The 23,033-nt window shown below is 42.9% G+C and carries 21 protein-coding genes; 9 read left to right on the plus strand and 12 right to left on the minus strand.

The genetic code is table 11. The features are described from left to right. The first annotated feature begins 72 nt into the window (after positions 1–72). The 6 genes from H0913_RS02195 (at position 73) to H0913_RS18960 (ending at position 5,804) form a co-directional block, all read left to right on the plus strand. The gene (locus H0913_RS02195) at positions 73–2,553 is read left to right on the plus strand and encodes a fimbria/pilus outer membrane usher protein (protein WP_232368815.1); all 2,481 of its coding nucleotides are present in this window, start codon (positions 73–75) and stop codon (positions 2,551–2,553) included. 33 nt (positions 2,554–2,586) lie between these two features. After that, positions 2,587–3,324, plus strand: a complete 738-nt coding sequence (locus tag H0913_RS02200) for a fimbria/pilus periplasmic chaperone (protein WP_154602005.1) — start codon at positions 2,587–2,589, stop codon at positions 3,322–3,324. Positions 3,325–3,335: 11 nt separating this feature from the next. After that, the gene (locus H0913_RS02205) at positions 3,336–3,827 is read left to right on the plus strand and encodes a fimbrial protein (RefSeq protein WP_181477915.1); all 492 of its coding nucleotides are present in this window, start codon (positions 3,336–3,338) and stop codon (positions 3,825–3,827) included. Between the two features lie 11 nt (positions 3,828–3,838). Next, positions 3,839–4,333 (plus strand): fimbrial protein, encoded by a 495-nt coding sequence (locus tag H0913_RS02210; RefSeq protein ID WP_154602007.1) that lies wholly within the window; start codon positions 3,839–3,841, stop codon positions 4,331–4,333. Continuing rightward, the gene (locus tag H0913_RS02215; RefSeq protein ID WP_154602008.1) at positions 4,333–4,884 is read left to right on the plus strand and encodes a fimbrial protein; all 552 of its coding nucleotides are present in this window, start codon (positions 4,333–4,335) and stop codon (positions 4,882–4,884) included. The genes H0913_RS02210 and H0913_RS02215 overlap by 1 nt, the downstream gene beginning before the upstream one ends. 65 nt (positions 4,885–4,949) lie before the next feature. Next, on the plus strand, positions 4,950–5,804 hold the full coding sequence (locus H0913_RS18960) for a hypothetical protein (RefSeq protein ID WP_154602009.1): 855 nt from the start codon (positions 4,950–4,952) through the stop codon (positions 5,802–5,804). A 147-nt stretch (positions 5,805–5,951) separates the two neighbouring features. On the opposite strand, the gene H0913_RS02225 is transcribed toward H0913_RS18960, so the two are convergent. The 8 genes from H0913_RS02225 to H0913_RS02260 form a co-directional block, all read right to left on the minus strand. Next, positions 5,952–6,428, minus strand: a complete 477-nt coding sequence (locus H0913_RS02225) for a FidL-like protein (RefSeq protein ID WP_154602010.1) — start codon at positions 6,426–6,428, stop codon at positions 5,952–5,954. Then, entirely contained in the window at positions 6,429–7,388 is a 960-nt protein-coding gene (locus H0913_RS02230; RefSeq protein ID WP_154602011.1) for a winged helix-turn-helix domain-containing protein, read from the minus strand. 452 nt (positions 7,389–7,840) lie between these two features. Further along, a complete protein-coding gene (locus H0913_RS02235; RefSeq protein WP_154638675.1) occupies positions 7,841–9,871 on the minus strand; it encodes a TonB-dependent receptor plug domain-containing protein in 2,031 nt (676 codons plus the stop codon). Between the two features lie 141 nt (positions 9,872–10,012). Further along, positions 10,013–10,858 (minus strand): ModD protein, encoded by an 846-nt coding sequence (gene modD, locus H0913_RS02240; RefSeq protein WP_181477916.1) that lies wholly within the window; start codon positions 10,856–10,858, stop codon positions 10,013–10,015. Next, positions 10,855–11,673 (minus strand): class I SAM-dependent methyltransferase, encoded by an 819-nt coding sequence (locus tag H0913_RS02245; RefSeq protein WP_154602014.1) that lies wholly within the window; start codon positions 11,671–11,673, stop codon positions 10,855–10,857. The genes modD and H0913_RS02245 overlap by 4 nt, the downstream gene beginning before the upstream one ends. Positions 11,674–11,684: 11 nt before the next feature. After that, positions 11,685–12,452, minus strand: coding sequence for an ABC transporter ATP-binding protein (locus tag H0913_RS02250; RefSeq protein ID WP_181477917.1), 768 nt, complete (start codon positions 12,450–12,452; stop codon positions 11,685–11,687). Continuing rightward, on the minus strand, positions 12,449–13,453 hold the full coding sequence (locus tag H0913_RS02255) for a FecCD family ABC transporter permease (protein ID WP_181477918.1): 1,005 nt from the start codon (positions 13,451–13,453) through the stop codon (positions 12,449–12,451). The genes H0913_RS02250 and H0913_RS02255 overlap by 4 nt, the downstream gene beginning before the upstream one ends. Continuing rightward, positions 13,450–14,481 (minus strand): ABC transporter substrate-binding protein, encoded by a 1,032-nt coding sequence (locus H0913_RS02260; protein ID WP_181477919.1) that lies wholly within the window; start codon positions 14,479–14,481, stop codon positions 13,450–13,452. The genes H0913_RS02255 and H0913_RS02260 overlap by 4 nt, the downstream gene beginning before the upstream one ends. A 194-nt stretch (positions 14,482–14,675) precedes the next feature. On the opposite strand from H0913_RS02260, the gene gntR reads away from it, so the two are divergent. The 3 genes from gntR to gntU all read left to right on the plus strand — a co-directional run bounded on the left by gntR (position 14,676) and on the right by gntU (position 17,784). After that, positions 14,676–15,671 carry a gluconate operon transcriptional repressor GntR gene (gntR, locus tag H0913_RS02265; protein ID WP_181477920.1) on the plus strand — a complete coding sequence of 332 codons (996 nt, stop codon included), beginning with the start codon at positions 14,676–14,678 and terminating at the stop codon, positions 15,669–15,671. 215 nt (positions 15,672–15,886) lie between these two features. Continuing rightward, positions 15,887–16,429, plus strand: a complete 543-nt coding sequence (gene gntK / locus H0913_RS02270) for a gluconokinase (protein ID WP_036955343.1) — start codon at positions 15,887–15,889, stop codon at positions 16,427–16,429. Beyond that, complete coding sequence (gene gntU / locus H0913_RS02275) at positions 16,426–17,784, plus strand: gluconate transporter (RefSeq protein ID WP_154602019.1); 1,359 nt, start codon at positions 16,426–16,428, stop codon at positions 17,782–17,784. Before gntK ends, gntU begins: the two co-directional genes overlap by 4 nt. Before the next feature lie 90 nt (positions 17,785–17,874). On the opposite strand, the gene H0913_RS02280 is transcribed toward gntU, so the two are convergent. The 4 genes from H0913_RS02280 to H0913_RS02295 all read right to left on the minus strand — a co-directional run bounded on the left by H0913_RS02280 (position 17,875) and on the right by H0913_RS02295 (position 22,883). After that, entirely contained in the window at positions 17,875–19,101 is a 1,227-nt protein-coding gene (locus H0913_RS02280) for an SGNH/GDSL hydrolase family protein (RefSeq protein WP_154638672.1), read from the minus strand. Next, on the minus strand, positions 19,052–20,236 hold the full coding sequence (locus tag H0913_RS02285) for a DUF459 domain-containing protein (protein ID WP_181477921.1): 1,185 nt from the start codon (positions 20,234–20,236) through the stop codon (positions 19,052–19,054). The genes H0913_RS02280 and H0913_RS02285 overlap by 50 nt, the downstream gene beginning before the upstream one ends. Beyond that, positions 20,223–21,641: an MBOAT family O-acyltransferase gene (locus tag H0913_RS02290; protein WP_181477922.1), complete on the minus strand. Its 1,419-nt coding sequence runs from the start codon at positions 21,639–21,641 to the stop codon at positions 20,223–20,225. The genes H0913_RS02285 and H0913_RS02290 overlap by 14 nt, the downstream gene beginning before the upstream one ends. Positions 21,642–22,076: 435 nt before the next feature. Beyond that, positions 22,077–22,883, minus strand: coding sequence for a protein bax (locus H0913_RS02295; protein WP_154602023.1), 807 nt, complete (start codon positions 22,881–22,883; stop codon positions 22,077–22,079). Between the last annotated feature and the right edge of the window lie 150 nt (positions 22,884–23,033).

Here is a 23,033-nt window from a genome sequence, read left to right on the forward strand (position 1 = left end):
GTAGTCATACGCCATATTTCTTATATCGTCTTCACTGTATTTGTTTGTATAGGCGCATAGTTAATGAAAAGCATGAAGCTAAATCTAATTACAAAATTAATGCTTTTAATGTTAACGCCAATGGTTGCATTCTCTGAAGAGGCCGTTGATTTTAACACCGACTTCATTGATTCTGAAGGTAAAGAAAACGTCGACTTCAGTAAGTTCTCTCACGCCAATTATGTCCCTCCTGGGGATTACTCTTTAGCGATTGAAGTTAACCGCGCTAAAGTTTCTATGGAACAACCTATCACCTTTTTTAATCCTAATTACGACGACAAAGTTTCGTTGGCATGTATCACGCCTGAAATTTATGCATTATTGGGATTAAAAAAGGAGTGGAATAGCCAAGTCAAATGGCTAGATGATGGAAAATGTTTGGATATTCGCTCAGTTCCGGATATGACCATTCAAGGAGATTTGGCAAAGAACGTTGTGCAGTTCAATATTCCTCAGGCCTACATGGAGTACTCAGACCCTGATTGGGACCCACCATCTCGTTGGGATGACGGGATCATGGGTGCATTTATTGACTATAACGCGACAGGACGCGTTGTTAATAAACAAACCGGCGATAAAGGAACGAAATCAGGTCTGACGGCCACAGGGACAATGGGGGCAAACTTCGGTGCATGGCGTTTGCGTGCCGATTGGCAAACTCAAAACGGTGAGCTGAATAAAGGCAGTAAATCATGGTCTTGGAACCAATTATACGCCTATAGAGCCATTCGTTCACTGAGTGCGCGTTTGACGATCGGGGAGCAATATTTAGCGTCAAACCTGTTTGACAGTATTCGTTATCTTGGTGCGAGTTTAGAAACTAACGAATCCATGTTGCCACCTCGCTTACAAGGCTATGCGCCTGAAATTGCGGGTGTTGCAAAAACGAATGCGACAGTCATGGTAAAACAAGATGGCCGTATTATTTATCAAACAGAAGTTAGCCCTGGTCCATTCCGTATTCAGGATGTGAACTCATTCGGTGGTGGTACGCTGGATGTGGTGATCCAGGAACAGGATGGCACAACAAGTAGCTATCGAGTGGAAACCTCTCGATTGGGTACGTTGACACGCCCTGGTCAGCTGATTTATCAATTTGTGATGGGTAAACCGAGTAAAGATGACCATGATACTCAAGGCCCTGCATTTAGCATGGGATCGCTCTCTTGGGGGGCAACAAACAATATCACGGTTTATGGTGGTTTACAGGCATCATCTGAATATCAAAACGTTGCATTTGGTTTAGGTCGTGACTTTGCACCATTTGGTGTGTTATCAGGAAACATCAACATTTCTCGCGCGCAAATGGGGCGACTGGATGACAATGAAACGTTAACCGGTAACTCTTATAACCTAACGTATTCTAAGCAGTTTGATGAAATTAACAGTCAGATTACGTTTGCGGGTTATCGATTCTCCGAACGAAATTATATGTCAATGAGCCAGTTTATTGACCGTCGCTATAAAGGCGATAAGGTCGATAGTGGTAAAGAACTTTATACCATTATCTTTGGTACGGCGTTCCCGGATTATAACGCCAATATGTATTTGAACTATTCGCACCAAACCTATTGGAATAGAGCATCAACCAACCAGTATAACTTTACGCTTTCAAACTACTTTGATATTGGCAAAGTAAAAAATATCAGCCTGAGTTTAACTGCGTATAAAACGAAATCACGTGACCGTGATGATGATGGCGTTTATTTAAACCTCATGATCCCATTAAATAAAAATGAGTCGAGCATAAGTTATTCCAGTTCCTTTTCTGGGGGGAATAACTCCAATAACGTTAACTATTATAGCCGAATTGATAATCGCTCTTCTTACTCTGTGTCTGCAGGTAACTGGGATAAAGATAAAGTCACGACCGCGGGTACATATAGTTACGATGGCGATAGAAGCCAGCTGAATTTGAGTGGTACCTATATTCAGGATAACCAAACCGCCGTTTCTATGCAGTTAAAAGGCGGTATGACGATGACACCTGAAGGTGGCGCGATACACCGTAATAACTCAGTTCGTGGCGGATCCAGAATATTAGTCGATACTAATGGTGTCGCAGATGTACCCATCTTAAATGGAGTAACACCAATAAAAACTAACCGTTACGGTAAAGCGGTGGTCACCAGTGTGATGGACTACAACCGTAACAACTTAAATATTGATCTGAAAAATGTGCCGGATAATGCAGAAGCGCTGCAATCCACACAGTATGCAACCCTGACAGAAGGTGCCATTGGTTACCGTAAATTCAATGTCATCACGGGTGAAAAATTAATGGGAATTATCAGCTTGGCTGATGGAAGCTATCCACCATTTGGGGCTTCAGTGAAAAATGCGAAGAAAGTAGAAGTTGGAATTATTTCAGATAAAGGTTTTGTTTACTTAGCGGGTGTTAACCCATCAGAGTCGCTGGATGTGGTGTGGGGTGATGATACGTCATGTCATATTCAACTGCCTGAAAAATTAGATAGCAACATGGAGCATGATGTTTTATTGCCATGTAAATAATTAAAAAAAAATTTTAACGTCAACGGTGAAAATATGAATTTATTAACTAAACGCAATGCGGTCGCTATTTTAAGCGCCTCATTACTGGCTCAATCAGCTTATGCAGCCATTGCTATTGATAGAACTCGTGTGATTTACAACGAGGGCGATAAATCAGTGAGCGTAGGTTTAAGTAATGAACACAAAACCAGCCCTTATTTGGCGCAAGCATGGATAGAAAACGATAAAGATGAAAAAGTAAATTCTCCCTTTATTGTGACGCCACCAGTCCACCGACTTGAAGCGGATTCAAAAAGCCAAATTAAAATTCAGTCTGTGCCTGCTATCGCTAAATTACCGAAAGATCAGGAAAGCGTTTATTACCTAAACGTGCGAGAAATACCACCACGCAGTGAGAAAGCCAACGTATTACAAATTGCGTTACAAACAAAAATTAAATTGTTCTATCGTCCAGCTGCGATTGCGACGAAAGAAAGAATGGAAACTATTCCTCAAGAAAACGATATAAAACTGGTAAAACAGGGTGGTGGATATGTCGTTAAAAACCCAACCCCTTACTTCTTATCAGTCACTAAATTCAGCAAAGGTAAGACAGAAGTTGCCGATTTTGAACCTATTATGGTTCCACCACGTGGTGAAACTAGCTTAGGAAAAAATACAGGGGATATCGGGACATCACCAACCTTAGTATATCTCAACGATTTTGGCGGTACGATTGACTTGAAATTTAACTGCAGCGCGGTTGAGTGTTCTGTCGTACCTAGAAAATAAGGTCTACCGCTATGATGTCTATTAAAAATTTAGCCAAGGTATTATTGATATCATCGACTCTTTTTACGTCAGGTGCCTTTGGATTTTCAGGCTACCTGTATGTAGAAATTAAAGGTGTCGTCTTATCCAAGCCCTGCCAGATTAATAATGGACAAGCCATAGAAGTTGATTTTGGCAATGTCATGACCACGCGTATTGAAGGTGAAGTGTATAAACAGCCAATGGACTACACCATTACCTGTAAAGACGGCGTTCAACCAAAATTGAATATGTATATTGACGGCACACCCGCTGTGTTTGACCAGCGGGTGCTTAGAACGAGTGTCGATAATCTCGGTGTCCTTTTTAAGGCGGATACCAATGATTTTCCATTAAAAAGTAGACGTACCTTTAACTTTGCATCACCGACTAAATTATTTGCGGTGTTGGTGAAGAAAAGTGGTGCTGATTTACCAGCGAAAGCCTTTACGGCTAATGCGACACTCAAAGTCGAGTATCAATAAAGGTGATAAACATGCGGAACATTTATAAGCTTATTGGGGTGTTTTTACTGTTTATCTTATTCCCTTTCTCTGCAACGGCGAGAGATAACGAAACAGACATTCTGATTAAAGGTAATTTAATCACACCGCCGCCGTGTCATATTGATAATGGTAAAGATATTGAAGTGGAGTTTGGTAACGTTCCCATTAAATCCATTCAAGGTAATGCCCAGAAGAGACAAGTGAATTACCAAATCCAGTGTGAAGAAAACAAGAACAACTGGGCCATGTATTTAACGTTAAATGGCGCAAAAAGCACGTTTGATACCAACGGATTGAATACTGGTATTACTAACCTAGCGGTTAAATTTCAACTAGGCGATCAAACTTTAGATTTAGGTAAAAAATATTTAATTAACCCAAGTAACCCTGGGGTGCTTTGGGCTGTATTGGTTCGTGATGGTAATAAAGAGCTGAAAACGGGCGACTTTCTTGCGAACGGAACCATGCTTGTGGAGTACCAATAATGAATAAGAAAATACGTTTTGGAATTTTATTTGCATTACTGGGAAACCTCGCTGCGGTAGCAACAATGCCTGCGCAAGCCGCGCAGAATAATATGAAAATCAAAGGGACGTTGGTGAACGCACCTTGTGTGGTGTTACCAGAAAACTCAAAGGTTGAAGTTGATTTTGGTGATATTCGATTGTTGGATATCTATGAACCGGGATTTCAATTTCCTAATGAACCCTTCACGTTAGTGTTATCAGATTGCGATTTGACTATTGCACAAAAGTTGAAAGTAAAATTCTCAGGAACTGAAAACTTACTGCTGCCAGGTTCCCTTGCGTTGACGGGCAGTGATTTAAACCCTGGATTAGGTATTTTTATTGAGTTAACCGATGGAACCCCGATGAAAATTAACCAATTTTCATCGCTAATGCCAATCAGTAAAGCGGGTAAGAATGAATTACAGTTTAATTCATTTATCAAAGCGACATCGGATGTTGTGAATAATAAACAAGTGAAAGTCGGTAAAATATCAGCCACTGCAACATTTATATTTGAGTACGAGTAATTTTATTATCAAAGTGTATTGCTTTGATTTAACTAAGCTTTATTAAGTAAATAAAGAGAACTGAAATGGGAAAACGAATTCAAAGGTTATTTTTAATACCGTTGCTTTTTATAAGCTCTCTTGGTTATGGGTCGACATATTTCTCGTATGTTGAAGATATTGTTTCTTCAGGTAGTAGCCATACCTATTATTACCAATTTGATTATTGGAGAGCTAGCTCTTCTACGGAACCAAACCCATGTGTTTCTGTTTTAGGCTCTGGAGGTGCTAGGAACTGTTATTTTACGATTAACCATTTACATACAGCGCCAAATATTGGGGGCGCAGGGTCTCGTAAAGACTGGGAGTGTTCCATAAATTTCGCGACTTATCCGACGATGCAATCAATTATTGATGCAGCGCAAAACCAATGTGGTTTGAGTTTTCCTAAAAGAGGGGATAGTCGTCACTCCGGAGCTATTACAGCAGATGAGTGTGTCGGTATCTTTTTAGACACAAACCGCACTAGTAGTTCCGCAAAAATGTTACCTGGTGGAATCTGTGGTATTGCGCCACCACCTGCCGGTAAGTGCTATTTCAATTATGTTCCAAATAACCGAATGGAATTAGATCACGGTACATTGAACACTGGGGATCTGAATGGAAATATGCAGCGTGGATTCTTCTCGATTGTTTGTAACCAAAACATGCGAGTAAAAGTTTCTTCAAACATGGTGCAAGAGTATGTGAATTTACGTCCGAATGGTGAATTGATGTCACGAGTGACATTGAACGGCCAACCTGCTTGGTATGGTACGATTATTAATGCAAGAGCAAATACGAATGAGCTTGTGACAGTAGAATCTGTATTGAAAACGAATGGTACGGTTGCGCCGGGTAACTTTAGTGGTGTGATTACACTGGTAATGACCATTCCATGATGTAAAGCGTTAAAAATTTTGTATTCGTCATTTTCCCATGTTGACGGTTTTGCCTACTTAAACGTAAATGTTGGTAGGCTTTTTTTTAATCTTTTTTATTTATTCTAAAGTGCGCATTTTTAATATAGAAATTATTAAGCTTTATACTTATTCAACATAGCAAGTGAAGGCAGAATAGGCCTCATCCTTCAAAATATAAACATTATCTTCCATTCTAGTAACATTCACATAATATTTTATTTTGTCTTTTTCCAATTGAATGAAATTGGAGAATACTTCATTAGGAGTGCTATCAGAGTTTGTGACTGATGAAGAATTCATCACGATTGAATAATTACCCTTTTTATCTACTGGTGTATAGGAAAAATAAATAGCACGATCTAATCGATAAATGGTTTCTTGGTTTTTTATATAACCATAAAAATTCATTCTTCCATTATGATTGTCTGAAACCTGTAATGACATCTTAGATTTAAGAATAATACCATCCGGTGTACCATTTTCTTTTATCCAAACAATTTCAGAATGACAAAGTTTTATATCATCTTTACCTTTTGCAAAGGTAACATAAGTAATGGGGATAATAACCGCAGCTAGAGTTGCAGTAATAAGATACTTTTTCATTTAAATTCTCTGATCGTTAATAGAAACACAGTCAAACTTATTATTTTTTTCTTTACAAACGCTAATTGCAGCATTTTTATCAAATGAGTAAGAGGCATTGACATCAGAAAGAACAATAATTCGTTTTGGCTCTTCGCAGGAAATATTATATTTATTTAACTTTTTATTAATAAAATCGAGATTGGTTTTTTTTGCCTGTTCATTCATTTTGATGGGTGATTGAAATACGCAATTATCTCGGTTTCCAAACGTTGTATAGCTATTCCGCTCATCATCATTTTGTTTTAATGTGTTGATAAATAAGTAAAATGAGCCTATCAAGATGAATGAAATGATAGAAAATAAAAGCATTCTACCTTTTAGATTACTATTTTTAGTGGCAATAATTTCTGAAGTTGAAATGGTTTTTTTTGTTGAATCATCGGTACTATTACTTATTGAAGCATTAAATTCTACAATTTCATTTTCACCCCCTGAAATAGAGACTTTTGTAAGTTCAGTATTTTGGGGTATTAGCAAACTCTTAGATGGGGTGACAAGTGTTTCTGTTATCCCATAATTATCTGAGGTGATAATTTCACTAGATACAGTTTTTTTGTTGTCATTATCCATTGCAATACTGGATAGATGACTATCAATTCTAAATCCTTTTTTAGGAACCGTAACAATTGTTTTTGGATCAATACCAACCAGCTCAAGTTTTTTCCTTATTTCGCTGATATAGGTGTTTAAATTATTATTTGAGCCAACCAGACCATATTCTTCCCAAACATTTGTAAGAAGTTCATCTCGGGTAGCAATGCCTTTCTTTAAATTCAATAAAAGGATTTCACCAAATAATCGAGCCGCAGGTTTAGATAATTCAATATGTTGATCTGGATCATCTTTTAGAAAAATACGACTTGTCCTGTGCTCAAAAATAAACTTGTTATCGATTGTATAATCATGTTTTTCAATCATAGTTATCGTCTGCTCTCTGAAATTCAAATAATTCAATAGCTAAGCCACCATTAATTAGTGGCTTAATGTAATTTAAGTTAAATTTATTCTGGGGATTTATATATTTTTATTAATTTAATTATGAGTATAGTCTAAATAGGGATTGGAATAACTTCAAGTATTCGGGGATGAGCTTTTTTGCTATAAATTAGCAAAAATATTGATTTGAATATCATATCGGAGCAATAAACTAAATAAAATATTATTGATAGTTTATTATTATAAATATATTCGTTTTTGTTGTTATATCGGTAGATAAAACTAAATTTTGAGGACTCTAAGTAGAGTTATTTATAAGAATTATCCTAAGGGATTTCGCTTAATTCTATTTATAGGTCAAATTAACTGATAAGACAATTTATTTCTCAATTTATAAGGCAAGAAAGTAATATCTTGCCTTATATAATTACGTATTAGTATTTATATTCAATTCCTAGCCAATAGTTGCGACCTTCTTCTATATAGCCATCGGTATATTCATAGGACTTGTCGAACAAGTTGTTGACTGAGCTGTTCACGGATAGCCCATGCCCTAAGTCATAATCCACGCGGAGATCGGTTTTGGCGAAGCCGCGTACCTTATCTTCACTGTCCACATAGTTAAATGCCCAGCTTCTGGCTTCTTCTGTAATCGTAATGCTCATTGGCTCATATGGCGTGAATTTCACCCAAGCAAACGCTTTGTGGGTTGGCAGCTCTGAAACATGGCGTACGCTATAATGTTTCGGATCAGCGTGAATATAGCTGTAGTTCACACCCGCTTCCATCCAATCGGTGATCTGCCCTGTGGTGCCTAGATCCGCGCCGATATAATCCACTTTGCCGCTATTACGGTTTTGCAGTAATGCGCCACCTTTTTTATTTTCGCCTACATGGTGCGCCATGATGGCATCAGAAACGTGGTTATAGTAAGTGCTTGCTGTGTAGCTCCACACAGGGGTGAAATGCCCTTTGTAAGTTAAATCAAAGGTCAGTGCGCGCTCAGCATCTAAATGTGGGTTAATGAGAAATGAATCATCATTCTTCATTTTGTTCTCGGTGTAGCGCTCTTTCTGTGTTGGGAAACGTGTTCTTTCGGATACAGAGAATTGAACGGTATCTTCATTTTCTAAATGGTAACGCGCCATCATTTCCCAGTTAAAGGCATGTTGGTTGTTATTGTCATAATGTTGAACGCCTTCCATTGCACCGGTTTTTTTATTGTATATATAGCGTTTTCCATCATCACTATCACGCCAGTCATAGCCAATTCCGCCGATGATATCGAGCTTATCTGTCGCGACCCATTGGTATTCGGTGGAGACAGACCAGGTTTGATCTTTATAACGGTCAAATGGATTGGTTTTATTACTGCGGGAGCGGTGAACGTCTTCTTTCCAATGTGCGGCAAATGACAGCATATCTAATTCGCGTACCGTAAAGTCTGCGCGTAGGTCTGCACCGTTACTGTAGTCATCATAGCGGCTGTAGTTATAGTTGCCTTTTTGATAATCCTTGACGGATTTGTACTGGTGCAGCGTGTTTTTAAATGAATCGTGATAAACGCGGCTTTGCAGGGCAATACCGTCAGTGACTTGGGTTGTACCATTAAAGTAGATGCTCTCTTTATCATAAGCTGGCCACTGCCAGATCTGCTGCTTATCAGAGTTGGCATTCGGTGCACTGTTTTTATCACCATCTTGCTTAATATAAGTCACCACATACTCATCGGCTTCTCGTGGCGTCCAGCCCATTTTCAACATCAAACGCTTATCATCGGTGGCGGAGTTAGTACGGCGCCCGTGAGTCCCTGCATAAGGGTTATTATCGTCAGAGCTAGGTAGGCCCATAAAGCGCTGTTTATATTGGCTACCACTGACTTGAATAAAACCTAAATCATTGCGACCACCAAGGCGGGCGCTAACGTTATGGGCATTATCTGCACCACGTGCAAAGCCTTGGTTCAGGCTGATATTCGCTTCAAATGGTTTTTTCGGGGTGGCGGTGGTTAAGTTGATGGCACCGCCCATTAAGTTTGGGCCTTGTAACAGGGAAGTATACCCAGTCGAAAGCTCGACACTCGCCAGTTCGCTGGTCATAAAGCGCCCAAGATCAAGGGTACCGTCATAAGGAACATAAGTCGGGATACCGTCGAAGAAAACGGGGACTTGGCGGCTGTCAAAGCCACGCACGTTCACTTGAGTTTCGTTACGGTTACCGGATTTTTGAATCGCCACGCCGGGTAGGGTGCTTAGGGCTTGAGCCACGTTGGTTTTATTGAGTTGCTTCATTTGCGACTCAGTGATCACGTTAGCATCAGCGGCGAGTGGGGTGCTCCAGACGGACATCACATCGCGGCTAGCATCAGCTTGTGCCTGATTATTCTCTGGAGAGGTAGTTGCTGCTTGCCCCTGTGCTGCGAATAACGCCATTCCTATCAAATAGGTAATTTGTTTTATTTTCATTATTAATAATTTCCAGTTAGTTTTTCCTGCGATTTATATCGATATATTTATTTTTATATAACGATAGGCGTCGCTTTTGCCATAAAACACCATCCCGCGGTTAGCCGCAGGATAAGGTTTTAAATCTATGTATTTGGGTCGTTAAGATTTAAATATCTGTACTTTGATGTCTCTCGGGTTTGCGTAATAGGGCGCTGAAGTCACCAACAGAGGAATCCCTGTTTGCGCAAAGCTTTCGATGGTTTGCAGGTTAACGCCACCGGCAATGGATAATCGGCAGCGAGATTTTTTATCATTCACCAAGCGTTGTAATTGCTGAATCTGCTCTACGGGAAGTTTATCCAGCTGAACAATATCGGCGTTAGCAGCAATGGCAAGCAGGGCTTGCTGATAGTCATCGGCTTCAACAATGATCTGCTTCTCTGGGGCGGCCGCTCGTAACGTATCGACATGTAGTTGCCAATCATCGGGGTTGGCGAGGCAGTTGCGATGGTTAGTGAATAGCAAGATAGTTTCTGCGCTACCCGTTCGATGGATAATGCCGCCACCGGCGAGGATCGCGGTTAACGCAAGAGGCTTGGTTGCGGGAATGGTTTTTCGCGTGCAAGCGAGCTGCCCATTAGGGTGATATTTTTTTAATATCATGACCATTTGATGGGTGTAGTGACTGACACCACCGCACCATTCCAAGACATTCTGGACTGCCTTCCATCCTTGATGCAGTGCTTCAACCGAGCCAGACGCGCTAATCAAGCGGCTTTGTGGCTCCACAATATCTCCGTCACGAAATAGGCATTCGCTGCGTATGCCCAGCTTTGTGAGCATACGTTGGGCGATATCCAACCCGCTGACACAGCCGCCAAGCTTAGAGGTAAAGGTCATAGTGCCTTGCTGGGTATGCAAGCCAAGAGCGCGGCTGGTGAGATCCCCATACTGGATATCGTCGAGCAGCAACTGGTCAATCAAGGCGTCAGGCACGTAGATCATAATGTCAGTTCCGCTTCATCCACCACATCCCATGAGACCATCGCCCAATCGCGGGATGGGAACGGTAGGGTTTTGCCATCTGCGGTTTGTTTTTGGTAGTAAGCACGCAGTTTTTCAATTTCTTCTTCGGTGAGATCTTTGAGAGACCAATTTACGCTATCGATAAACGCATCCACGTTATCGAATCCACCTCGGTTTGGACTTTTAATAAAGTCGACACGGGCGTGGATCCCCATTTGATGCAGGACATTCACGGCATAGATATAGGTTGGCAAGCTAACCACTTCACGCCCAATTTCGCGGATAATTCTTTCATCAATAAATGTCGGGTTAACGGTGTGGGTGGTATATACGCGCAGGTTAGTTTGGCGGTTTAGCTTTAACATTGCGGCTTTTAAGTCATCCACGAGAGTAGAGCGAGAGGCCACCGAAATATCGGCTTTTGGTAAATCATCCCAGCTATCTTCCCACGCAAGGGTTTTAAATTGCGCATTGGTGACATTCATTTCTTTGGCACGAATATTGGCCATTTCGAGCATACCTGCGCTGTAGTCAATGCCGGTGACAGATTGAAATTGGTTAGCGAGATAAAGGCTAATAGAGCCGGGCCCACATCCTACATCCAGCAAAGTTTTTGCACCCGTAAAATCCATTAATTGGCGAAAGCGAATTAAGTATGGATCGTTCGGATTGGCACAGTTTTGCGCCATTTGGTGGGCTTTTTTATCCCAATGCTCTGGCTCTTTGCGTGTGCGTTGGGCTTGTTGCATATGCTGCTGATACATTGCGGCAAAATCGAGTTGGTGAATAAGCATGATCCCTGACCTTAACAAGTAAAATTGAGTGGAAGCTGAAAATGCGCCGTAATACTCGGTGCATCGATATTATAGAGTTCTGCCAAGTTAGTGAGCGTTAACATACTTTGAGTCGAGCCTTGCCGTGCCTGCTGTTGTTTGTTGAGTAAAATGACATGGTCGGCAATGGCGGCGGCATGTTGGGGATGATGGGTGGACATCAACACCGTGATCCCATGCTGCTTCAGCGTTTCGATATGCTGTAACAGCCGAATTTGATTCCCAAAATCGAGGCTGGCTGCGGGTTCATCCATAATCAATAACTTGGGTTTTTGGACTAAGGCTCTGGCAATTAAAACCAGCTGCTTTTCTCCTCCGCTGAGGGTGCTATACAAGCGCTCTGCAAGGTGTTCAATGCCAAATTGGGCCAATTGCTCCATGGCACTGGCTTTTTCTTTTTCCCCCGGTACGCTGAACGCAGAGAGATAAGGGGTCAGTCCCATCATCACCATATCGACCACCGAAAACGTAAAGGGCGTATCGTGAGCTTGAGGTACGTAAGCAATCACTTTCGCGATATCTCGCTGTTTCAGTCGGTTGATGGATTGCCCTTGCAAGCATATATCCCCATCAATGGCAGGAAGTAACCCTAATAAGGTTTTCATTAAGGTGGTTTTTCCGCACCCATTCGCACCCAGCAAGCAGGTCATCTCACCTTCAGGTAAATGCAGGTTAATGCCTTCAATAATGGCTTGGCGGTGGTAGCCGATCGCCACATTTTCTAGGGTTAAAATACTCATTTAACCCGCCTTGTTTGTAGCAAAATGGCTAAGAAAAAGGGCGCGCCCACGGCGGAGGTTAAGATCCCGAGCGGTAACTCAATGGCAGCAATGGTGCGAGCTAGCGTATCGGTGATTAGCAGTAAAATAGCGCCGATAGCCATTGCCGCAGGAAGTTGATAGCGGAAGTTAGCACCCACTATCATTCGCGTAATATGGGGAACAATTAGCCCTACCCAGCCAATAATGCCGGCTATCGACACAGTGCTGGCGGTGATCAGTGTTGCGCTAACAATCAAAATGGTGCGATTGAGCGTGACATTCACCCCTAAACTTTTGGCTTCTTCATCGGATAAACTCAGTAAATTCATGCGCCAACGCAACATCAATAAGGGGATAAAACCCACTATCATGATGGGCAGGACTGACCATAAATCTTGCTGAGTAATGGAAGACAGACCACCCAGTAGCCAGAACGTGATAGAAGGAAGCTGCGTGTAAGGGTCGGCTAAAATTTTCATTAATGAGATGGCGGAGCCGCAAATCGCACTGACGGCAACCCCAACCAGCACAAGGGATAGAATAGGATCGTGCTGGCGGGCTAGACGAGCAATCAAATACACCACCGCCACCGTGATAAGCCCACCCACAAAGGCAAACAGCTGGATAGAAACCAGAGACTGCCCGAGAAATATCCCTAAAACAGCCCCGACGCCCGCCCCTGCGGAAACCCCTAAAATATCGGGGGATACTAGCGGGTTACGGAACATGCCTTGGTAAGCCGCGCCGGCAATCGCCAGCCCGCCACCGATTAAAATGGCGGCTAAGACGCGCGGAAAGCGAATTTGCCAAAATACCGTGTTGCTGCGAGGGTCGTCCACAGGCGCTTGGATAAACAAGCGATAGAGCTCTTCCAAGGTTAGTGAGTATTTACCACTGATTAATGCCATCAGAAAACAGAGTAGTAAAATAGCCATCAATAATAATGGCTTAGTTTTGGTGTTGAGCCAGCTCGCCGTCATGACCTTTCCATTAGCAAGTCGATCTGCTCTTGAGTGAGCGACGAGTGATAGAATAGCTCAAAAAATTGTCTGAGATCGTGCGTGATAGTCTCTTCAACCGCTTTATCAAAGTGGCTTTGTAGGCGGCGCATGCCCAGTAAACGGTTGATCCCCGGTGGGCCATCTAACCAACCAAATGGCATACCACTGAAGATGAAAAGATTATTCGATGAGACAGCTTTGAGTCCTGCCCATAATGGCGAGCGAGTGATTAATTCAACTGATTCATCATATTGGGTGATGATAATGTCGGGTTCCCACTGGTACAGCTGCTCCATAGAAACATCGGTCAAACCGTGGAAGTCATCGATGTCCACCACATTGCGAAAACCGAGCATTTCGATAGCTTCAGTATGAATAGAGCCTTTTGTACCGGTTTGTAGTCCTTTTGCACCTCTGGCGAGGTAAAAACTGAGGGGGTTTTGTTGTTGAGTCAGTGCAAATTGTTGAGCATTGCTAAGATAGCGTTCTGCGATCATACTCAGTTTTTCAGCTTGCTGATTAACATTCAATAGACGACCAAGTTGACGCAGCTGTTGCGGAGCATCAATCAGCTTGCCGTCCATCAGCAAATACGGGATACCGGTTTGTTTAGCAACTTTTTCCGCTTGGGAACGGTAGGTTTCATCGATATTGCCAGTATCGAGGATCAAATCAGGATGGTAAGCCAATAATTGTTCAAGGGATAACGTGCTACCTCGTCCCGCAAGACGACCATAAACAGGCAAATTCATCCATTGTGGCGCAAACAGTTCACTATTTCCTTTTTTCAAGTTAATCGAGGCAAAACCCACCATTTTTTCTGGGGCGAGAGCAAGCATCAGCAAGTCTGCGGGCGGGCCAGCCGTGATCACTTTTTGAATGTTACCGTTTGCAGGTAAAGTACCGAATAATGCCTCTGCGACAGGGCTGCGACTAAATGCAGGTAAACTGTAGAATGCCGCAAGGACAGCGCAGGATTGGATAAAATGTCTTCTGTTCATTGCCATAATTAATATCGTTATACTTATATTTATATAGCGCGAAAATTAGCGAAGTCAGGCAATAGAGTCAACAGTAAAAACGAGATAGCACTGAAAAGTCGATGTTTCTGTGATTTAAAGCAATATCAAGGATTGATATCCACTGGCAGATCGCAGAACATAGCGAAATATAACGGCGTATTATAGATAATCTGGGATATATGAAGAATAAAAGACCTTCTTTGCAAGATGTAGCCGACCGAGTCGGTATCACAAAAATGACGGTGAGCCGTTTTCTGCGTAATCCTGAGCAAGTTTCAGAATCCTTGCGCGGGAAGATTGCCAGTGCAGTGGAGGAATTAGGTTATATCCCAAATAAAGCACCTGATATTTTGTCGAATGCCACAAGCCACGCCATCGGCGTTCTATTGCCATCATTAACCAACCAAGTTTTTGCGGAAGTGATCCGCGGTATTGAAGCCGTGACCGACAAACATGGTTATCAAACCATGTTGGCGCACTATGGTTATCGTGCAGAAAAGGAAGAAGAGCGCCTAACTTCGCTGCTTTCTTACAATATCGACGGCGTGATTTTAGCGGAACGTACCCATACCGAGCGCACATTACGCATGCTCAAAACCGCAGGTATTCCCGTGGTTGAAATCATGGATAGTATCACTCCCTGTTTTGACTCCGCAGTCGGCATTGATAACTTTGAAGCATCTCGCCAAATGACGCAGGCGATGATCGACCGTGGCTGCCAGAAAGTCGTCTATTTAGGGGCGAGGCAGGATGAGCGGACAATCATCCGCTTGGAAGGTTATGAAAAAGCCATGCTCGATGCCAAACTGACTCCACGTAATTTAATGACTCAAGAGAGCTCCTCTTATTCTCTTGGTGCACAATTACTTCAAGAATGTCGCGTAAAATACCCCGATACCGACGGGCTATTTTGTACCAACGATGACTTAGCCATCGGTGCTATTTTTGAATGCCAGCGTTTAGGGATTAATGTCCCCAACGATTTGGCTATTTCGGGCTTCCACGGCCATGATGTGGGGCAGGTGATGACGCCAAAACTCGCCAGTATCTTAACCCCCCGTGACCTTATGGGGCGCAAGGCGGCAGAAGTGCTGCTGGCAAGGATGCGCGGGGAGAAATTATCGCAGAAAAAATTCGATGTTGGTTTTAAGTTACTAACTGGTGAAAGTATCTAGTAAGGTTGCATCGAGTCAGCAAAAGATTATTGCGATTACCATCACAATTCCGCTGTTTTCTTCACCTATCTAATTGCTAAATAAATATCCACTAGCAATAATGTTACCCGTAACCTGTTACCGGTAACATCCCGCCAGGGTACCGGAATAACAACCTAAATTAAATTTCAAATCTAGAATTAAATAACCTCTTTTCAACACCCGAGGAGTTTCCTATGAGTGATACCCAAAATCAAAACTACACATTTGTCTTAATGGGGGTATCGGGTAGCGGCAAATCCGCAGTGGCGAGTGGCGTTGCTCAGCAGTTACAAGCTGCCTTTTTAGACGGGGACTTTTTGCACCCGAAATCCAATATTATGAAAATGGCATCCGGACATGCACTGAATGATGACGACCGTCGTCCGTGGTTAGAAGCGCTGAATGGTGCCATTTTTGCAATGCAAAGAACCAATCAAGTTTCTCTGGTTGTGTGCTCTGCATTGAAAAAGAGTTATCGCGATATTCTTCGTGAAGATAATAAAAATCTCTATTTTATCTATCTGAAAGGCGATGCAGCAGTCATTGAAGAGCGCTTAAGAGCGCGTCGTGGTCATTTCTTTAAACCAGAAATGTTGAAATCACAGTTCGATACACTGCAAGAACCAGATACCCAAGAAGCTGACGCTTATGCGGTTGATATCCGTCCTGCGCTCAATGAGGTTATCGACAATACCTGTGCAACCATTCGTCAAATCATGACGGGAGATAAAGCATGAACGCACCAGTAGAAACACTAAGTACCTTAACATTGGTACTGACCGCCGTTGGCTCGGTGGTGTTATTGCTATTTTTAGTGATGTACGCGCGTTTACACGCTTTTGTGGCGTTAATGATTGTATCGATTGGTGCGGGTCTATTTTCCGGTATGCCAATCCAAGATATCACTGCAACCATGCAAAAAGGGATGGCGGGAACCCTTGGGTTCCTTGCTATCGTCGTCGCCTTAGGTGCGATGTTCGGTAAAATCCTGCATGAAACAGGTGCATTGGATCAGGTCGCTCATAAGTTATTAGACCTTTTTGGTGAAAAACGCGCGCACTATGCGGTGGGGATCGCCGGTTTAATCTGCGCACTGCCATTGTTCTTTGACGTGGCTATCGTGCTATTAATCGGCGTGGTATTTGCCGTCGCTAACCGTACAGGCCACAATGTGGTTCGCTTAGCTATCCCTCTGTTTGCGGGTGTGGCAGCAGCGGCAGCCTTCCTGTTACCGGGGCCAACACCCATGCTGGTGGCGTCACAAATGGGTGCAGATTATGGCTGGATGATTTTAATTGGTCTGTGTGCGGCTATCCCTAGCATGATTTTAGCGGGCCCACTGTTTGGTAGCTTTATCAGCAAGTTTGTTAGCATTGAAATTCCTGCCGACTACCAAGCACCACAAACATCAAATGGCAAAATGCCAAGCTTTGGTTTCAGTTTAAGCCTTGTGTTGTTCCCACTATTACTGGTCGGTTTAAAAACCATCGGAACTCACTTTGTGGAAAAAGGCTCAAATTTAGAAAATTGGTTAGAATTTATTGGCCATCCATTTACTGCATTATTACTGGCATGTTTGCTGGCAATCTACGGCTTAGGCTTCCGTTACGGTATGGACAAAGAGCGCGTGATGGCGGTCTGTTCTGCAGCAATTCAACCTGCGGGTATCATCCTATTAGTGACCGGTGCGGGTGGCGTGTTCAAACAAGTGCTGGTGGATTCTGGTGTGGGTCCTGCATTAGGTGACTCACTGATTGGTGCAGGTTTACCGATTGCTGTTGCGTGTTTCGTTTTAGCGGGTGCGGTACGTGTTATCCAAGGCTCTGCAACTGTTGCTTGTTTAACGACTGTTGGTTTAGTCCTGCCTGTTATCGGTGAGCTAGGTTACTCTGGTGCTCAACTGGCGGCATTAGCGATTTGTATCTCTGGTGGTTCATTAATTCTGAGCCATGTGAATGACTCTGGTTTCTGGTTATTCGGTAAATTTACTGGCGCAACTGAAGCTCAAACCTTAAAAACGTGGACTATCATGGAAACGATTTTAGGCACCACGGGTGCGATTGTTGGGATGATTTTCTTTACTTTCCTGTAAAACTGATTTCTCTCTATCTCTTCTGTAAAAACAAAAGTCAGCTTACTTCGGTAAGCTGACTTTTTTGTATGTGAAGATAACGAAATAGGTTTATTTCAACATCTGATTAAACTGGCTATATAGAGCCTGTGCACTTTTCTTATAACCATCCGCAGAGAAATGCACATTATCAGGACGGGCTAAACCTTGTGATGCCCATGCGCGGATAGAACAAGGCCCGCCCATGTTAGCTTGCCAATCCCAAAACAGCGTATGTTCCTGAGCAGCAATGTTTTTCTGAATGCGGATCACATCCATCAAATTCACCGGCATCTGTGCGCTACAACCCGCAGCATTACTGAATTTAATTGAGTCGCTCGGGCCCACTAGCATAATCACCGCATTAGGCGACTGCTGGCGGATCTGGCGAATTTTATCCCGTAGGTTTTGCTCGTAAGCCGCCAAATTCAGGGTGTCATTAAACGCTTCGTTGGTACCGAAGGCTAAAATCACCATATCTGGCGACATTTGTGCCAGCGTGGCGCTCCACTGCGGTTGCCACTTATCCAGCATGTTGATGGTCGCTCCGTTCAAACCGATGGCAGACAACATCACGCCGGGTTTATTCGAACGGACTAACCATCCACCCATTTTGAGGTTACTTGCCGCACCAACTGACACGGTTGATGGCAATTGAGTACTCACTGGTGCAGAAAATTGCCAGCTATTTCCTGTGGCAGGTAAGGCAACCGTCGAAGACGAGGATGGCGAAACCTGCATCTGGGCACCATTTGAGCTTTGGTACAGTGCTTGTAAGCGATAACTATTTTGAACAGGCTGCAATGGCTTTAATAAAACATTGCTCTTGCTACCTTGTGGCTCAGCTATCAATCCACCTAACGGGTAGTCAAAACGCTCGTCTTTACGGCTACTGGAAAGTGACCAATCCGACTTATCACTGACGCGATTAATGGTGGCGGTGCGTTGACCCGGTACCGAAATTGGCGGTACAAAACCAGGGCCTGCATCTCCATAGCGTTGTTGGAACAATGCTCTTAATTCACCCGTGAAAAAATCGGCAGCCGTGTGTGAATCCCCTATCTGGACGATATGGACTTGTTGGCCACCTTGGCGCAGCTTAGATGCCAATTGGCTTAAATTGGGTTCACCGTTATTGACTAACTGCCCTTGCTCTGTAGGCGCTTGCCACTGAGTTTGCGACGTTTTGCCGCGTTTAGTATCAGGGGTTTGACAAGAGACTAAGCCTAATGACAGCAGGGTAATAACACTAGCTGTGAGTAGCTTGCTCTTGACCTGATTCTGGTTGTTCAGTTTCATGAGGTTCCTTGTTTTCCTCTTCGAAATGGATCAGTGAAAATACGCTTTCGGCAATCATTTGCTGCCCTTTACCACTGAAATGGATCCCATCACCACTGCGCAATTTTATAGCATTGCTACCATCCCCAATATAGTCGGAATAGTCGTCATTTTTATATTTAAAGACGTCATTGGCAGAAATGTACATTTCGCCATATTTCGCAACTTCGGTTTGGTAGAGACCGCGTAGGAACTTCATTCCATCGGAAAGGGTGTTTTTACGCATATTCGGTGGACCCACCCAAATCACATCGACATGATGTTGGCGTGCGGTGGAGAGAATTTCACTGATACGCGAGCGATAGGTTTGTTCCCACTCTTCACTCTTGAATTTCACATACTTATAGCCCGATTGTGGTGGCATATCCCACGGGTCATTAGGCCCTAAAAATACCACTAAGACTTTAATGTTCGGGTTATCGTTTAATGCTTTGGCAATGGTATCTGGCCAGTTAAAGAATTTAGGGTACGCAAGACCCGTACTCTGCTTACTTAAGTTAATACTCTCAATATTATACTTTTTCAACAGCATGTTTTTAACATGGGGAGCGACACCCTGCATCATGGAGTCCCCAGCAAACAATACCTGATCCCCCGCAGCAATATTTGCTATCTGTTTTTGAACGACAGGCCCTTCAGGTTGCGCAATAGTCACGCCAGCAAAAGTTCGTCCCGGAATTTTAGCGTGAGCTTGAGGGCGTTTTAATAACTCAGGGAACGTGACCGATAAGCTCTCTGCGGGATGAATATAACCATTAACAAAGTGTAGCCCGACACGGAAATCTTGCGGGAAAACTAACGTTTTGTGGTTAGCGGCCATTTGGGCGGCAAGTTTATCTTCGGCAGCCTTTTGCCCAGACGCGTGATAGGCAAAAGTTGCCCCCGCTTCTTGGACACCATCATGTAACGCGCTCCCGTAATCCCAGACAGGGTTTCCGCTGATTTTCGCCCATGGGGTATCTTGGTGATACTTTTGCTGCCAGAACCGCTCTAAGGAGCTTTGGTTTAACCAAATCAGTAGCAAGCCCGTGATGATGACAATCAGCACCACTTGTCCGGTTTTTTTCAGGTTATTTTTAAACTCAGAAGTTAGCATAGATAAATCCTGGCATTCCCGAAGGTGAAAGCATAAACATAATCGTCAATACGATGGCTAATGGGATTGGGTAATAGTACCAAGCGATATCTTGATATTTCTTGGCTACATACTGATAGCCTTGAACAAAATAAGGGTAGGCGAGGAACAGTAACCAGAATGCAATCAGCAATCCGAGGTTCGCGCTAATTGAGGCGATAAATCCAGGTTCAACAAATTGATTGAGCATCACCAGCGCATCATCAAACGATGGGCTACGGAAGAAAATCCATGCAAAGCAGACAAAATGGAAAGTCAGAATTCGTGCAAGTAATTTTGAAACGTGGGCATTGGGAATTAAGTGGGTTCTCCCCAGTTTTTTCATTAGCTCAGTTTTAATATTAAAAATTACCGTTCCTAAGCCATGGATCGCGCCCCAAATAACAAACGTCATTGCTGCGCCATGCCACAGACCTGAAATTAACATTGCGGTTAATACGTTGATATTTTTGCGCACAAATCCTTTGCGACTGCCGCCCAATGGAATATAGATATAGTCCATGATGAAGGTCGATAAACTGATATGCCAACGTTTCCAGAAATCTTGCAAGTTGGTGGCTAAGTATGGGGCATTAAAGTTAAGTGGCACTCTAAAACCTAATAGCAATGCAATCCCCGTGACTAAGTTGGTATAACCGGAGAAGTTAAAATAGATATTCCACGCGTAAGCGTAGGTGGCAATTAATATTTCCCCTGCACTAAAGCCTGCGGGAGCATCAAATACCGAATTAACGTAGTTTTCAGCAAGGTAAGAGCTGAATAGAAACAGTTTTACCAGTGCTAAGCTAATTAACAAAATGGCGCGGCGAGAGTCGAGAATAACGCGGCTTTCAGCTTGGATTTGCGGTAAAAAGTTTTTCGCACGGTTAATTGGACCCGCCACGATACTTGGGAAAAAAGCCAAATATAATACAACGTCAAAAAAGTCGGCTTTTTCAATTTCTTTGCGGCACACCGAAACGGTATAACTAACGGAATGGAAGGCGTAGAAAGAGAGCCCCAATGGTGCCAGCAGCTCCAGCACAGGCAGTCCAACGCTAAATCCAAACTTATCGAGGGTTTGCTGAATAGTTTCTTGGAAGAAAGAATAATATTTAAATGCGGTAAAGCAGCCAATAATCCCGACAGCTAATAACGAATATACCCATCGGTTAGATAACCAAACCGTTGCCCAGTTGGTGAGCAAATAGATAAATAACGTGTAGCCAAACAGAATATAGGCAAAGTCAGGGCTAAATGAGTAGACAAAGAAATAACTTGCTGTGATGAGCAACCCATTCTGCAATTTAGAGCTGGGTTGGCAGCCCCAATAAATAAGAAAAAAAACTAAAAAAGAGCCAAGAAACTCAAATGAGAAGAAATTCATATTAGACTCAGGGTGTTATTTGTTATGGGTGACCATGATATTTATTCTTTTTCCCGATGCAATCAGAATTTCGTCATATTTCGCGCCGTCGCGGTGTTGTCATTGTATCGCCATCCTAGTCACATACTTATGTTTACTCGTCATACTTCAAATTTTAGGGGTGTTGGCTGCGCTCAGCTACCCTAGTCACATACTTATGTATGCTCCTAGGGATATCTTCTCTTGCCGCCTACCTAAAACCCGAATTATTTAGAGTAAATCGGGGATAGGGAAAATAAGTTATACAAGATTCAAGATTCAAGATTCAAAGTCTAAGAAGTATAGCTGGGGCGGGGTGGGTTGTCATATTTCGAGTGGATGGGAAAAAATGCAAAAAAAATCCACTTTCGAAAAAGTGGATTTTTATACTGTGTACCTGGTGTGTAGATACTAAAATTAGCTGCGAGTCGCTGCTCTTTTTTGAGCTTGTGTAATCAATTCTTCGTTGCTCGCGTACATCTCTTTCAAATAGCGGTTATATGATGAACCTAACTCTGAGTACCCTTTCATATCGTTAATCAGCTTGACGGAGTCTAACTCATCTTGTGATTGACGCTGTTTAGCACGCGAGTGACGTAAAGACTCATACGCGTTATGGGTATTCATGTTCTTCATATAGGCAGTCACTGTTGCTTCAACAGAAGCATAAGCTGAGTAGCCTTTGATCTTTCCTTTGCTAACTTGGCAACCGCTACCACAGCGCATACCAAATAAATTTCCGTTTTGTAGAGCAAGCTGAGAAGTACCCCAACCAGACTCTGTAGCCGCTTGTGTCGCAACTAAATGTGTTGGCATGATGTCTACACGACTTAACAGCTTATCCCAATTAATACGTTTTGGGTTGCTGCAACTGATGCCATAACTATCGCAGATCTGGGTTAGGCGACGTAGCTCTTGGGCGCTCCATTTGGTGTTTGTGCGCACGGAAAGCAGCCAGTTACGCTCTTCCATAATCTGTTGATTGACTTTTTCAATCACCGGGACAATCGTTTTCAAAAACGCTTTCTTACGTGGAGTACCAGACGGATATTTACGCATATCAGGCAGTGGTGTTTCTGCTTGATTTGAGTTTTGTGCCGACTTCAGTGTGAAGTCTTTTTTAAGCATCGTACTGGTACTGGTGGAGCCAAAACTGAGGCCCGAAAACAAAAGTAAAAATAAGAAAGCGAAGACGGCGTTTGTCCTCATCGTTCGAGAGGGCATTTGCTTCTCCTATGTTTCTCTGAACAAAAATCGAGCGAATGGTAGCAGAATAATTTTTCACGAGCTACCTTTATCCGACTCACATTAACTAAATTTCTGTATTAGTATGTCATTAAGTGTTGATTTATTTTAACTTAATGATTTTAGATT

It is taken from the genome of Providencia rettgeri, from assembly GCF_013702265.1.
In the GTDB taxonomy this organism is placed as follows: Bacteria; Pseudomonadota; Gammaproteobacteria; order Enterobacterales; family Enterobacteriaceae; genus Providencia; species Providencia zhijiangensis.